Annotated in this window: 13 protein-coding genes; 10 read left to right on the top strand and 3 right to left on the bottom strand. The window is 29.9% G+C overall.

Annotation, left to right across the window (positions count from 1 at the left end; translation table 11 throughout):
• The first annotated feature begins 41 nt into the window (after positions 1-41).
• A complete protein-coding gene (locus Q0T35_RS07115) occupies positions 42-455 on the top strand; it encodes a DoxX family protein (protein WP_293917821.1) in 414 nt (137 codons plus the stop codon).
• A gap of 54 nt (positions 456-509) precedes the next feature.
• Positions 510-1,154 (top strand): carbonic anhydrase, encoded by a 645-nt coding sequence (locus Q0T35_RS07110; protein WP_295841513.1) that lies wholly within the window; start codon positions 510-512, stop codon positions 1,152-1,154.
• A 126-nt stretch (positions 1,155-1,280) separates the two neighbouring features.
• Here the strand turns inward: Q0T35_RS07110 and Q0T35_RS07105 are convergent, their stop codons facing one another.
• Positions 1,281-2,555 (bottom strand): putative sulfate exporter family transporter, encoded by a 1,275-nt coding sequence (locus Q0T35_RS07105; protein WP_295841511.1) that lies wholly within the window; start codon positions 2,553-2,555, stop codon positions 1,281-1,283.
• A 185-nt stretch (positions 2,556-2,740) separates the two neighbouring features.
• On the opposite strand from Q0T35_RS07105, the gene lepA reads away from it, so the two are divergent.
• The 4 genes from lepA to Q0T35_RS07085 all read left to right on the top strand — a co-directional run bounded on the left by lepA (position 2,741) and on the right by Q0T35_RS07085 (position 7,638).
• Positions 2,741-4,534 carry a translation elongation factor 4 gene (gene lepA, locus Q0T35_RS07100; protein WP_293917815.1) on the top strand — a complete coding sequence of 598 codons (1,794 nt, stop codon included), beginning with the start codon at positions 2,741-2,743 and terminating at the stop codon, positions 4,532-4,534.
• A gap of 694 nt (positions 4,535-5,228) precedes the next feature.
• Positions 5,229-5,858: a Crp/Fnr family transcriptional regulator gene (locus Q0T35_RS07095; protein ID WP_293917813.1), complete on the top strand. Its 630-nt coding sequence runs from the start codon at positions 5,229-5,231 to the stop codon at positions 5,856-5,858.
• 852 nt (positions 5,859-6,710) lie between these two features.
• A complete protein-coding gene (locus Q0T35_RS07090) occupies positions 6,711-7,106 on the top strand; it encodes a hypothetical protein (protein ID WP_293917811.1) in 396 nt (131 codons plus the stop codon).
• Between the two features lie 16 nt (positions 7,107-7,122).
• Entirely contained in the window at positions 7,123-7,638 is a 516-nt protein-coding gene (locus Q0T35_RS07085) for an acyl-CoA thioesterase (RefSeq protein WP_295841508.1), read from the top strand.
• Positions 7,639-7,648: 10 nt separating this feature from the next.
• Here Q0T35_RS07085 and Q0T35_RS07080 read toward each other — a convergent pair whose 3' ends face one another.
• A complete protein-coding gene (locus tag Q0T35_RS07080; RefSeq protein ID WP_293917807.1) occupies positions 7,649-8,449 on the bottom strand; it encodes a UDP-2,3-diacylglucosamine diphosphatase in 801 nt (266 codons plus the stop codon).
• On the bottom strand, positions 8,428-8,871 hold the full coding sequence (locus Q0T35_RS07075) for a 6-carboxytetrahydropterin synthase (RefSeq protein WP_295841506.1): 444 nt from the start codon (positions 8,869-8,871) through the stop codon (positions 8,428-8,430). Before Q0T35_RS07075 ends, Q0T35_RS07080 begins: the two co-directional genes overlap by 22 nt.
• A gap of 46 nt (positions 8,872-8,917) precedes the next feature.
• Here Q0T35_RS07075 and Q0T35_RS07070 point away from each other — a divergent pair, with 46 nt between their 5' ends.
• From Q0T35_RS07070 to Q0T35_RS07055, 4 genes are all read left to right on the top strand, one after another.
• Positions 8,918-9,589, top strand: coding sequence for a hypothetical protein (locus Q0T35_RS07070; RefSeq protein ID WP_293917803.1), 672 nt, complete (start codon positions 8,918-8,920; stop codon positions 9,587-9,589).
• 218 nt (positions 9,590-9,807) lie between these two features.
• Complete coding sequence (locus Q0T35_RS07065) at positions 9,808-10,161, top strand: T9SS type A sorting domain-containing protein (protein ID WP_293917801.1); 354 nt, start codon at positions 9,808-9,810, stop codon at positions 10,159-10,161.
• A 199-nt stretch (positions 10,162-10,360) separates the two neighbouring features.
• Positions 10,361-12,766: an endopeptidase La gene (gene lon / locus Q0T35_RS07060; RefSeq protein ID WP_295812110.1), complete on the top strand. Its 2,406-nt coding sequence runs from the start codon at positions 10,361-10,363 to the stop codon at positions 12,764-12,766.
• A gap of 609 nt (positions 12,767-13,375) precedes the next feature.
• Positions 13,376-15,178, top strand: coding sequence for a hypothetical protein (locus Q0T35_RS07055; protein ID WP_295841505.1), 1,803 nt, complete (start codon positions 13,376-13,378; stop codon positions 15,176-15,178).
• Positions 15,179-15,247 lie beyond the last annotated feature (69 nt).

The following is a 15,247-nucleotide window of genomic DNA, read 5'->3' as shown; positions in this document are numbered from 1 at the left end:
GAAATAAAAAAATTATTTTTGAATAAATTTATATAAAAATTATGGCAAAAGAATTGAATTCGGATCTTGGAAAACTCCTATTGCGTATTTCAATAGGTGGATTAATGATCTTCCATGGAGTATCTAAATTACTTCATGGTCATGACTTTATAAAAGGGATGTTAACCTCCAAAAACATGCCTGAATATCTCTGGTTAGGAGTTCCGGTAGGAGAAGTTATTGCTCCCCTTTTCATCATATTAGGTATTTTCACAAGAATATCATCAATTTTAATCATTATTACCATGCTTATGACTTTCTATTTGGTACATGGTTTTGCAGGATTTTCAATTTCACAAACTGGAGGACTTAAAGTAGAGCTTAATCTATTTTATTTACTTACCTCCCTAGCATTATTATTTTTAGGATCAGGAAAATATAGCATATATAAAGGAAATAACGGAATTATGATATAAAATAATTCCGTAGTAATTTTTGTTCATTATTTTTTATTACTATACAATCCATACATGAATTTTGAGAAAATATTTACACACAATGATAAATGGATCGCCAAAAAGCTTTCTTCGGATAAAAAATATTTTGATAAATTGTCAAAGGGACAGAATCCCGAAATTTTATATATAGGTTGCTCTGATAGTCGCGTCGCAACAGAAGAGCTATTGGGAGCGAAACCCGGTGAAGTATTTGTTCACAGAAATTTGGCTAATATGGTTATTAGCACAGATTTTAATGTGCAATCTGTCATCACTTATGCTATTGATCATTTAAAAATTAAACAAATTATAGTATGCGGACATTATTATTGTGGTGGTGTAAAAGAAGCCATGGAAGCTAAAGATTTAGGTCTTTTAAATCCTTGGTTGCGTAATATAAGGGATGTTTATAGAATTCATAAAGATGAATTAAATTTAATTAAAAGCTCAGAGGAAAAATATAATAGACTTATTGAATTGAATGTTGAAGAGCAATGCATTAACTTAATAAAAACTGCTTCTGTACAGAAAGCAATCATTGAAAATAATCTTAAGGTTCACGGTTGGATATTTGATATTCGAACAGGAAAATTAATCGATATGAAAATCAATTTTAAAAAGATTTTGAAAGAGATTATGGAAATATACAATTTGTATGAAGGTAAAAGGTTATTTTAATTTTTTTAACTAGAAAAAAATTGTTACTCACATCGTTTATCGATTTAATAAGATTATATTAAAATAATGGGAGAGTTTAGCAAAAACTAAACTCTCCCAAAATAAAAATAATAAAGTATTTGTATTTTATATCTTAGACCATTCTATACCAAAGACTAAATAAGCAATAATTAATGTAAATACTACATTAAAGGTTTGAGCTCCTAAAAATACCATGGTAGCTTTTCTGTTTTCTTTATTAATTAATGTTCTAAAATTAGTTTCCAATCCTATAGAGGTGAACCCTAACGCAAACCATAGTCCCTGGAATTTCTTTAATTCATTTATAACAGGTTTATATTGATCAGTTGGAATTACAAAAGAAAATAATAAAGATGCCATAATAAAACCTATAACGAACTTAGGAAATCTATCCCAAATTACCTTTAAGCTAGGTTTATCTGCAAATTCATTTCCATCTTTTTTAGTATAACTCCAGTAAACTGCGATTAAGAATGCAGCAATACCTAATAAAACATTCTGTGAAAATTTTACAATGGTACTTATTTTTAAAGCTTCTTCCCCGTAAACTGCCCCGGTTGCTGCTACTGCTCCGGTTGTGTCTATGGTTCCTCCTATCCAAGCTCCTGCCATAACCTCTCCTAATCCTAAAAATTTTGCCAATGCAGGCATAATTATAATCATAGGAACTGCAACTACTAAAACTAGAGACACTACATAAGATAATTTTTTTGAATCTCCTTTAATTGCTCCAGCCGTAGCTATGGCCGCAGAAACTCCACAAATTGACACGGCACTGGAAAGCATCATAGACATTTCTTTATCTATGTTGAATTTTTTACAAAGCCAGAATGAAAAATACCAAACCGAAAATACTACTACTACTGACTGTATTAATCCTAATGCTCCTGCTTGCATTATATCTTGGAATATGATTGTTGACCCAAGAAAAATTAATCCAATTTTAACATACATTTCTGAAGATAAGCAACCTTTTATCCATTGAGGTGTACCGAAAAAATTATTTATGACCAATCCTATAAGCAAACAAAATATAACGGTTTCCAGTCCCCAATAATTCATAATCGAATTTCCTCCGATTATCATTGCAATTATAGTAAGAACAAATAGCAATGGAAAGCCTTTCGCTGAACTCATTGGTTTTCCCTGTAGCACATCTGCTATAAGTAATAAATCATAAGAAACAATAAAAACAATAAAAATGTTAATGAAATTTTTGATAGTTAATACATTGGATAACAACTCATTACCCGTACTCCACTTGAACGTAGGCCAACTTACTGTATAACCTAGGGAAGCATATAAAATAATACCTAATAAGATGACAAATCCACCAATGATCGTGGCAGTCCAATCTTCTGTTAATTTTAATTTTTTCATTTTCAATTTTTAATGTTCTTTAAAAAGTTTTTCAATCTTATTTTATTTAAAAACATCGCAAATGTAATAATTCCTATCGAATTAATAGGATTTAAAATAATGATTTTTACCTGGAAGATGAGTTTATGCTAAATACATACTTTTATTGTTTATAAAAAATGTATTTTTGCATTATTGTAGATAATATGAAGAACATAAGAAATTTTTGCATTATAGCCCATATAGATCACGGCAAAAGTACGTTAGCAGACAGGCTTTTACAACAAACAAAAACTATTTCAGACCGAGAATTGCAGGAGCAAACGTTGGACGATATGGACCTTGAACGGGAACGAGGTATTACCATAAAAAGTCATGCAATTCAGATGGAGTATGAATATGAAGGAGAAAAATATGTACTAAATTTGATCGATACTCCGGGACATGTTGATTTTTCTTATGAAGTATCACGTTCTATAGCAGCCTGTGAAGGTGCTCTTCTAATTGTAGATGCAGCGCAAAGCATCCAAGCTCAAACTATTTCTAATTTATATTTGGCTTTAGAACATGATCTGGAAATTATACCGGTACTAAATAAAATTGATTTACCGGCTGCAAACCCTGAAGAGGTTACGGATGAAATAGTTAACCTTTTAGGTTGCAAACCGGAAGATGTACTTCGAGCAAGTGGTAAAACGGGAGAAGGAGTTGAAGAATTACTTGAGCAAATTGTAAAAAGAATCCCGGCTCCATCCGGAAATCCTGATGCCCCTTTACAAGCCTTAATATTTGATTCTGTTTTTAATCCTTTCCGAGGTATAGAGGCTTATTTTAAAGTAGTGAATGGTAGTATAAAAAAGGGTCAGAAAGTAAAATTCATGGCTACCGAAAAAAGTTACGATGCTGATGAAATAGGTACTCTAAAATTGAATCAACTACCTAAAGATAGCATTCAATGTGGGGACGTAGGATACATTATTAGCGGTATAAAGGAAGCCCGTGAAGTTAAGGTAGGAGATACTATCACTTCTTTTGAAAATCCTGCATTAGAAGCTATTGCCGGTTTTGAAGAAGTAAAACCTATGGTATTTGCCGGAATTTATCCCGTTGATACAGAGGAATATGAATTGTTACGCTCTGCACTTGAAAAACTTCAGTTAAATGATGCTTCCCTTGTTTTTGAACCGGAATCTTCCGCTGCTTTAGGATTTGGCTTTCGTTGTGGATTTTTAGGTATGCTACACATGGAAATTATACAAGAACGTTTGGAAAGAGAGTTTAGAATGACTGTAGTTACAACCGTTCCCAATGTTTCTTATAATGCCTATCTTAACAAAGATCCTGAGAAAGCAATAGCTGTACATAATCCATCAGAGCTACCTGAAGCTACTACCCTAAATCGGGTTGAAGAGCCATATATCAGAGCTTCCATTATTACTAAAACAGACTTTATCGGTGCGGTAATGAATCTTTGTATTGAAAAAAGAGGAGAATTAACTAATCAATCCTATTTAACTACTGATCGAGTTGAGCTATTATTTGAGATGCCTCTAGCTGAAGTAGTTTTCGATTTTTATGACCGATTGAAAACGATTTCTAAAGGATATGCATCTTTTGATTATTCTCCTTCAGGGATGAAAGTATCTAAATTGGTAAAAGTAGATATACTTATTAATGGAGAACATGTTGACGCATTATCTGCTCTTATTCATCATGATAATGCTTATAACATAGGTAAAAAGATGTGTGAAAAATTAAAAGAATTAATTCCAAGACAACAATTTGACATTCCTCTTCAAGCTGCCATCGGATCCAAAATTATTGCGCGCGAAACCATTAAAGCATTGCGTAAAGATGTTACTGCCAAATGTTATGGTGGAGACATTTCTCGTAAAAGAAAATTATTGGAAAAGCAAAAACAAGGTAAGAAAAGAATGCGACAAATTGGACGTGTGGAAGTACCTCAATCAGCATTCCTTGCCGTATTAAAATTAGATTAATAAACTATATTTTTTCCTTCTTACATCAATCAATCGGAAAATGTGAAGGTTTTACTAAAAATAGTAAGGAAATAGATTGTAATTAAATTCAATAGTTATATAATATAATCTATAAGGTTACTTATTATATTATATTTTATTTCATTAAAAATTTAAATATAGTAAACATCATATTGCTTTATACTTATGATATCCAATTATTTAAGCTATGTAAACCATTAATTTGTATATAGTTTACAATGATATAATTATTTTTTTTAATAATTCATTACCATCTAATCAATAAATTTAATTTATAATATATTATTGTTTATTCTAACCTAATATCTATTTTCGTTTGATTTGTTGAGTAGCTAATCAAATAAAAAAATTAATATTACGAGTTTTTAATAAGCGGAAATTTTTAAAATATAAACAATGTGTTTATATTTTTTACGAAAAAAAATTTTTATAATTAATTTTTCGTAACCATTTTCAATTATATACTACATATAACAATAAGAGAATTAAGGTTTGAATTCTTAAAGACTTTAGAGTATAGTTTTTATAAAGATTTAACACTTGTGTTTAATTTCTCTTTTTAAGAAACATTAATATTATAATAAATTCTCAAAAGATAACAGGTTCTGTTATTATAATATATTATGTGTATTATAAAATTTTTTATGTAAAAATTAAAAAACTTATTTATACTATGATTTTTGAAAAAGTTTTTGAAGAAATAAATGAAGTAGTTACTATTTCTAAAGAGGAAAAAGATTATTTAAAATCTATTCTAAAATTCAGAAAGCTCAATAAAAGGGAATTTCTTTTACAGCAAGATGAAGTGCAAGATAACTATTATTATGTACTTTCAGGCTGCTTACGTAGTTATATTAATGATAAAAAAGGATTGGAACAAGTATTACAATTCTCTTCCAAAGGTTGGTGGATTGCTGATAATGAAAGTATTTTATATAAACAACTTGCAAAATTTAATATTGCAGCCGATCTTGATTCTGAAATACTTATCTTATCAAATACTGCAAAAGAAGAATCCGTCAAAAGGTTTCCAAAATTAGAACTGTATTATAATGAGAGTTTAATTCGTTCCGTTATATTCTTACGTAATCGTCTATATGAAATTCTAAGTCTATCCGCAGAAGAAAGGTATATAAATTTTTGTAAAAGATTTCCGGAATTAAAAGATTCTATTTCGCAAAAACATATTGCGTCTTACATTGGTATAACTCCTGAATTTTTTAGCGCTATGAAAAAGAAACTGAAAGAAAGGCAAATTTGTTTAGAAAGCAGTAAATTTCCTGAAAATAAATATTACCATTAACAGGCACAACTAATTTTATTATTAAGCAATCCATAGAATCAATCTAGTTTATCTTGGGGTTATAGATATTAAAAATCATTAGTCTTTTATAAAAATATTGGTTTTTAAACCTATGAAAAAGTGAATAATCTGCCGAATGTATTTTTTGACTATAAAGAATACAAATTATCACTTCATCCAACAAATGAATTGATTAAAGATATTAATCTTCCCCTTTTATACTCCCAATTAGAGATTTTAATGGAATTACTTTTGCCTGCAATATGAATTCTATGGATAACGTTGCCTCTAACTTTAGTTAATACCATAAAAAAAAGATTGTTAAACCTCCACAAATCTCTTCCTGAGGTGGTTACAGTGAATATGTATGGATAATTATTAGGAAGTGGCTTAATAGAGATTTCAAGCAATTTGATGTTAATGAAATGTTAGCAATTAACCAATATTAGAATCAATGGTTATTACCAGTCAGTTTTATAGTTCTTATTTTTGTGACGATATTGATTAGTTAAAAGTTGATTATTTTCGGAATCTATTAGTTCTCTTATATGGTTTCTATAGAGGCAGTCTCTTGTTTCCATTTATCTTTCTTATTGTGCAATTCTTTATGTATGGTGACATTATTTTTTCACATTGGAAATTGTTTGAGAAAAAAAGAAACTATTTTGAATTTAATTAAATTTACAAATGAATATCAAAATAAATATGAGGTGTTTATTTAAATAATTTTACAAAATTTATAGTTATTTTTCCTTTATATTTTTTATACTAGTATATAAATTTATACAAATTTTAAAACCTATTCACTAAAGTTATGGGAAGAATTAATGTATTTATTTATAAATTTACCCTATGAATTTAGTAAAATATATCATACTATTATTGGATGAAGCCGGCCAGGTAACTTTACCTTCTTTTGGAAAATTTGAATTAAAGCTTGTTTCCGTAAAGAAAGATGAAGAAACCAATCAAATCCTTCCTCCCTCCTATTCTCTTAATTTTAATCAACAGCATAATTTAAATGATGATAATCTGGCTAATCTAATTGCAGACTTAGAATCTATTGATGTAGAAAAAGCCAAAGAATCAGTTTATCAAATTATATCTGAGTGGAAAAACTCATTAAAAACCAATCAAAACTTAACAGTCGAAAACTTAGGAACTTTTACCTCAGTAAAAGAAAAAATTAATTTTCAAAATGTAGACAGTTTTGCTACCTATAAAAATTTTGGTTTACCTACTTTATAATTAAACATCAAACTATATGAAAGCCAAAACTCCTTCCGAGTCAAAAACTATTATGACTACCATTGTTCTTACAAATGAAACCAATGCGTATAACAATATGTTTGGAGGAGATTTACTTTCATTAATGGACCGGGCTTGTGCTATTGCCGCACAAAGACATGCAGAAGCTAAGGTAGTTACAGCTTCTGTAAATCACGTTTCATTTTCCTTGCCAATACCTTTAGGCAGTACAGTGGAAGCAATAGCCAAAGTATCAAGAGCTTTCGGCTCCTCCATGGAAGTTATTGTAGATATATGGATTGATGATGTTATAAATCACAGAAAAATAAAAACCAATGAGGGAATTTACACTTTTGTCGCATTAGATGAAACCATGAAACCAAAAAAAATTCCGGACTTAGTTCCTGAAACCGAGGAAGAAAAAACTAGATATACGGGAGCGATCCATCGTCGCGAATTATCATTGCTCTTATCCGGGAGAATTACTCCTTCAGAAGCTATCGAGTTAAAAAAGCTATTGGAAGGAAACTAAAATATATAAGCTAGTTCAAATTTTTATCAGTGTACTTTTGTAAAAGTAAATCTTCACCGTTAAATACAGCATAAGTATAATAGGAGATCCAATCTCCCAAATTTATGTAATGACTTTCTTTATCTTTACCAATAGATAAATCCATGGGTAAATGACGATGTCCATAAACAAAATAGTCATAATGCGTATTGGTTAATTTTTCTTTAGAAAAAACAATTAACCACTCTTTATCTTCTCCTAAAAACTTGATATCTTCTTCTCCACTGATTAATTTATTTTTTCTTGACAAATAATTTCCTAAAGCTACACCAATATCAGGATGTAACCATCGAAAAAACCATCGAGCGAAAGGATTAGTAAAAAGTTTTTTCATTCTTTTATATCCATGATCTCCGGGTCCTAATCCATCCCCATGTGCAATAAAGAAACTTTTATCATTAATTATGAAGTTTTGTTCTTCTGTAAAAACAGTTATAGACAGTTCTTTTTGGAGGTAATCTCTCATCCATAAATCATGATTGCCGGTAAAAAAATAAATAACGACTCCGGAATCTGAAAGTTCTGCCAATTTCCCTAAAATACGTACAAACCCTTTAGGAACAACCGTTTTATATTCATGCCAGAAATCAAATAAATCTCCTAACAAGAAAAGTACTTGTACATCATTTTTTATTTGATCTAAAAAATCTACAAAAATTTTTTCTCTTTTTCTGGAAGAAACTTCATCTGGAGCTCCCAAATGTTGATCAGAGGCAAAATAAACTTTTTTACCTTTATCCAGATTTATTTTTATTGATCCTCCCTTATCCATTCACCATAAGAAGTTTCTGTTTCATATAATGTAAGCTTTGCTAGTATAATAGCCGCAGGAAGTTCCGATTGAATCTTTTCAGCAAAGTCCATCAGCATATTTTCACAAGTAGGCTGGTAGTTTGTAAAGATAACCTTATGCCCTTCTTTTATCAATTGTTCTCCTAATTTTTTATGTTCTGTAAGGGCATTTAAAATAATGGCATGATCCAAAGGATCTATTATTAATCTTTTGATGATAGACTTTAAATCTCCAAAATCCATAACCATTCCATTCTTAACATTATTTACATCGTTGGAAGGTATCCCTTTAACGGTTACATAGAGTTTATAAGAATGTCCGTGAATATTCTTACATTTACCATCGTACCCCCATAAAGCATGTGCCGTTTCAAATGTAAAAATTTTAGTAAGCCTTATCACAATTAAAAATTTTGATTATCTTAGGCAAAGATAATTGAAAAATCTCATGTGGCAAGAAATACTCTCTACCCTGTTCCCTATGAGGTGTATCGGCTGTGAAATAATTATTTCTTCAACCCAATCTTATTTATGTGAAAACTGTAAAGCCAACTTACCTTTCACTCATATGCCATTTATCCGAGATAATTCTATATATGATAAAATAAGTGAATCTGTAAAAATTGAATTTGCTTCCTCATTGCTATTTTTTTCAAAAAAAAATATTACACAGAAATTAATTCACCATTTAAAATATAAAAATAAGCCTGAAATAGGTTCTTGGTTAGCTGAAATTTGGTATAGGCAAAACCAAGATAACCCTTATTTAAAAGAAGTAAATACCATTATTCCGGTACCTATTCATTATAAAAGATTGAAACAAAGAAATTATAATCAAATCATACTTTGCTGTAAAAGATTAGCCTCATTAATGAATTGCAATTTTGACGAACATTTACTAGAAAGAGTAATTCATATGGAATCGCAAATAGAATCTAACAAGGATGAGCGTATGAACAGGATGAAAAAGGCCTTTATAAGAACCAATCAAAGTTCCAGTCATTATTTATTAGTCGATGATGTTTTAACAACCGGCGCAACTTTAATATCCTGCGCCCATGAATTATTGAAAATACAAAATTCTCAAGTCAGTATATTTACTTTAGCCATTGCTTCATAATAATTAAAATAAATTATATCTTAATAAATATACAAATTAAGTATACTCTAAAGATAAATAAAGATTAAAATTATCCTTATTTTAAAATAAAGATAAAAATATTTTGTTAAAAAGTTGTAAATAAAAAAAAATAATTATAATTTTATACATTAATTACCGTAGACTATAAAACTATTATTTATCAAGTAAATTTTATAAATTTTAAAGATAAAATGCTTATGAAGAAATTTTTATTATTTATTACATTGCTACTTTCAATGAACTTGGTTACCGCAAAAGATATACCAGTAAGTTTTTTAATGGACATTTCCTATCAAGACCAACCTTATACAAAATCAAAATTATATCCTAATCCTGCAGTAAATTTTATACTTGTTAAGAATTCCAGTTCATCAAGAATTCTTAATATATCTGTTTTATCCATGGTTGGTACTAATCTGATCGATAAAGACATATTAGATAATAATCAAAATCAAGAAATTAACATTTCTAAACTACCTACCGGACGATATTTTGTAAAAGTATCCTATTCCGATGGAAGCAGAGAGATACTCACTCTTATTAAACTATAATATAATCTTAGGTTCTATTTTTGTCATAGATACCTGTATTTATTTGGCATATTAATTGACCTTAGAACATGGACAAACTTTAGAGATTGCACATTTCTCTTTAATAATCAGCATTATAATCTAATAGGATTTACAAAAAGTAACAATCCGTATCCTATATACCTGAAAGTTTGTCACTAAATCTTTAATACGAAACATTATGAAGTTCGACATATTGTCATTAGATCAAGTTATGCAAAATGATAGTGAGTTTATTCCTTTATTAAGTCAGGATGAAGAAGATAAAATGATGAATGAAACTTTTCCTGCGGTACTACCTCTACTTCCCGTTAAAAATGTAGTATTATTTCCAGGAGTAGTTATTCCAATTACAGCAGGTAGAAATAAATCCATCAATTTACTGCAAGATGCTCAGCAAAGCGACAAAATTATAGCAGTAATCACGCAAAAAGATGTGAACGTAGACAATCCCACCCTTGAAGATATGTATTCCGTTGGGACTATAGGTAAAATTTTAAAATTACTTAAAATGCCGGATGGAAGCTCCATGGTTATTTTACAAGGAATACGTAAATTTTCTATAAATTCTATACTTGAAGAAGAACCTTATTTAAAGGCAGAAGTTACTTTGCTGGAAGATAAAAGAAAAATTTCAACTAAAAATAAAGAACATTTTAATGTATTATTGGAAAGTCTTCGTGAAACGGCAATTAAAATAATCAATGAAAATCCAGCCATTCCTTCAGATGCATCCTTTGCTATTAAAAATATTGAAGGAAGTTCATTACTAGTTAATTTTGTTGCTTCAAATCTTGACTTACCTTTAATCAAAAAGCAAGAATTATTAGAAATTAACAGTTTATTGGATAGGGCTTCCAAAACATTAAAATATTTAAACTTCGAGCTTCAGAAAATAAGTTTAAAAAATTCCATACAAGATAAAGTAAATAGTGACCTGAGCAAACAACAACGCGAGTATTTCCTTCATCAGCAAATGAAAACCATTCAGGAAGAGCTGGGAGGAGTATCCTATGAAGCAGAAGTTCAGGAGATGAAAGATAAAGCTTCTAAGAAAAAATGGAGCAAATCTATACATGAACATTTTGAAAAAGAACTTAACCGATTAGTTCGAATGAATCCTCAAACCCCGGATTACGGAGTTCAGAGGAATTATCTGGAATTAATGTTGGATTTGCCTTGGGAAAAATATTCTAAAGATAATTTTGATATCAATCATGCCGAGAAGGTACTAAATAAAGATCATTTTGGGCTAGAAGATGTAAAAGAACGTATTCTTGAATATCTTGCTGTTTTAAAACTTAAGGGAGACATGAAATCCCCTATTATTTGCCTATACGGCCCTCCCGGAGTTGGAAAAACTTCTTTAGGTAAATCTATAGCCTCTGCTTTAGGTAGAAAATACATACGAATATCACTGGGTGGATTACATGATGAATCGGAAATAAGAGGACATAGAAAAACCTATATTGGGGCTATGCCGGGAAGAATCATTCAATCCATAAAAAAAGTAGGAACTTCGAATCCGGTAGTAGTATTGGATGAGATTGATAAAATCAGTTCGAGCGGACATGGTGATCCTTCTTCAGCCTTACTTGAGGTGCTGGATCCGGAACAAAACAGTACGTTCCACGATAATTTCCTTGATGTTGATTATGACTTATCTAAAGTATTATTCATTGCCACTGCCAATAATTTGGGAACCATTCAGCCTGCATTATTGGACCGAATGGAAATTATAGATATATCGGGATATACCATTGAAGAAAAAGTAGAAATAGCTTATAAGTATCTTTTACCTAAACAAATTACTGAACACGGGCTGAATAAAAAAGATATATCTATAAGTAAAAAAGAATTGGAATTTATTATTCAAGCCTATACTCGAGAATCAGGAGTTAGAGGATTGGAGAGAAAAATCTCTAAAATAGTAAGAAATATAGCATTGCAAATTGCTCGAAATAATGAGTATGATAAAAAATTAAGTAAAGATAAAATTATTGAAATTCTAGGTCCCCCTATGTTGCCTGAAACTTCAGAAACCAATAAAGTTCCGGGTGTAGTTACGGGACTTGCCTGGACACAAGTGGGAGGAGATATCTTATTTATTGAAAGTATCCTTTCCAAAGGAAAAGGAAATTTATCTATGACCGGAAATTTGGGGACTGTAATGAAAGAATCGGCGACCATTGCGTTAGAATATATAAAATCCAATTATAAAAATTTCAATATTGATCCTCAAAAAATTGAGGAAAGCAATATTCACATTCATGTTCCCGAAGGAGCTACTCCGAAAGACGGACCTTCTGCTGGTATAGCGATGCTTACTTCCCTTGTTTCTTCATTTACCGGGAAAAAAGTAAAATCTAAATGGGCCATGACCGGAGAAATTACTTTACGAGGTAAAGTTCTTCCTGTAGGTGGTATTAAAGAAAAAATATTAGCCGCTAAACGCGCAGGAATAACTGATGTAATTTTATGCGAAGAAAACAGAAAAGATATTGAAAAAATAAATCCTGATTATATTAAGGGATTACGAATTCATTATGTCACTCAAATGTCTGAAGTGATAGAACTTGCAATCTAAATAGATTCAAAACACATATATAAGCCTGATTATAATATAATCAGGCTTTTTATTTTACCCTGCCGATGTACTGTTATTATAACTGTCTTATATCTTTATAGCTTCGTAATAAAAAACCTAATCATAAAAGATAGTATTTTAATTCTCTTTAATTACTAAAACATTAATAGACAAATTAAAGAGTAGTAGGTAATCTTATCGATAAAATCTGTAATAAATAGAAATTTTATACTATATAATTTCATTGCGAATATATATGACCTTTTTTTAAATGATATCTCAATTACTTTGTAATTAGATTATAACAAATAGCATAAATTTATTATGTTATAGTATTTACAAATACTCTTAAAAATTTTTATTTATGAAAAATTAAATTTTATATCGCGAAAAATAGATTGGGCTATGAATAACAAGGTTTCAGAATAATTTCATATATTTTATCTATTAGATTTTTGATTATTTCCCAGAAGTAATAAAGGAGGCAAACGCCTTATCTTTTTTAAAAAAGAACACTACCATCCCATAACAAGATAAAAAATAGTTTAAAGTTTATATACGAATGATTTATTGAAAAAATTCATTTTTATTTTGTTTACCTTTGAAATTATGAATATGCAAGCGGTACAAAATTTTTATCAAAATATTATTGATAAAGAAAAAAAGAAATTACACCCTCTGAAAAAGAAAATTTTCATTGTGGCAATACTTCGGCTATTAGTGGTACTATTCAGTATTATACTTTGCTATCTTAACTGGAATAATAGAATACACGTAGGCACAATTATTTTAATTTCTCTGCTTGCTTTTATTTTACTTTTAAAATTCCACAACAAACTGTTTTATAAAAAAAAATATTCTCTTACTTTAATTAAAATCGCTAATGACGAATATAAAGCATTACATTATGATTTTACCCCTTTCGATGGAGCGCCTGAATATATACAAACGGAACATAGTTTTAGCTATGACCTTGATCTTTTTGGAGATCGATCTCTTTTCCAGTCTATAAATCGTAGTATTACTTCATTCGGAAAAGAATATCTTGCTCACCTGTTTCTTTCTCCATATTTAGATAAAAGCACTATTTTAGAAAATCAGGAAAGCATTCGTGAATTAGCCGCAAAACAAGAATGGATAAATCATTTCAGAGTATTAGGTTCTCTAAATAGAAATACAGATGAAGGTCGGTTTAATGTAAACACTATGTTTAATGATAAATATTTATTATATAAACAAAGATTTTGGGAAATAATGATTTACCTTATCCCAGCATTTTATATAGGTTTATCTATACTTTGTGCTTTCCAACTAGCCTCTACTTTATATTTTATCCCTTTATGGGTATTAACCTTTTCTATCAATGCTTTTTCGCAAAAACATGTGACGCAAATTGTGGATACAGTTAGCAAAAAATCAGACAAATTATCTACCTATAGTTCCTTATTTAAAGCTATTGAAAAACAAAATTTTGAGAGCAATTTACTGAAAAATTATCAGGAAGCTCTTAAAAAGAATACTGCCGCTTCAGCAGCTATTAATAAGCTAAACCGTTATTGTTCTCAATTAAACATGGGAATGGCTTATCCAATGGTTTTACTTTTTAACCCTGTGCTATGTTGGGGTGTGCGTTATGCCATTAAAATAGAACGATGGACAGAAACTTATCGTACACACCTTCCTTATTGGTTTGATACACTCGCACATTTCGATGCTTGGAACTCTCTCTCTACCTTTGCTTATACACACCCCGACTATTGTTATCCGAAAATAAATACAAAGCATTTTATTTTTGAGGGAAAAGAATTAGGGCATCCCTTGCTAGATCGCTCTCTTTGTGTAACCAATGACGTTACTATCGCTAGAGAAAAGTATTTTTTAGTAATTACCGGAGCAAATATGGCCGGAAAAAGTACATTTTTAAGAACCATTGGAGTTAATCACGTACTGGCCTGTATAGGTGCACCTGTATATGCACATTCCTTAGAAGTTTTTCCAGGAAATCTGGTTACCAACTTAAGAACTACTGATTCTTTAGCGGATCACGAATCATATTTCTTTTCCGAATTAAAACGATTGAAAATGATTATTGACCGTTTACATTCAGGAGAACATTTATTTATAATTTTAGATGAAATTCTTAAAGGCACCAATTCCGAAGATAAACAAAAAGGATCGCTAGCGCTTATGAAACAGCTTATATCCTTAAATGGTAATGGAATTATAGCTACCCATGATCTGGTGTTAGGAACATTAGAGCAAAACTACCCTAAAAATGTTAAAAACTACAGTTTTGAAGCAGAAATTATTAATGATGAACTTTTTTTCGATTATAAAATTAAAGAGGGGATGGCTAAAAATATGAACGCTACCTTTTTAATGAAGAAAATGGGAATTACAGGTATTGATTAAAAAGAAAAATACCTAACATAACTGTCAGGTATCACGTAAGTACTAGTATATAATATATTTAGAAAGTTA

The organism is uncultured Apibacter sp. (assembly GCF_946479295.1).
Taxonomy (GTDB): Bacteria; Bacteroidota; Bacteroidia; order Flavobacteriales; family Weeksellaceae; genus Apibacter.
This window is presented reverse-complemented; position numbering and strand designations above follow the sequence as displayed.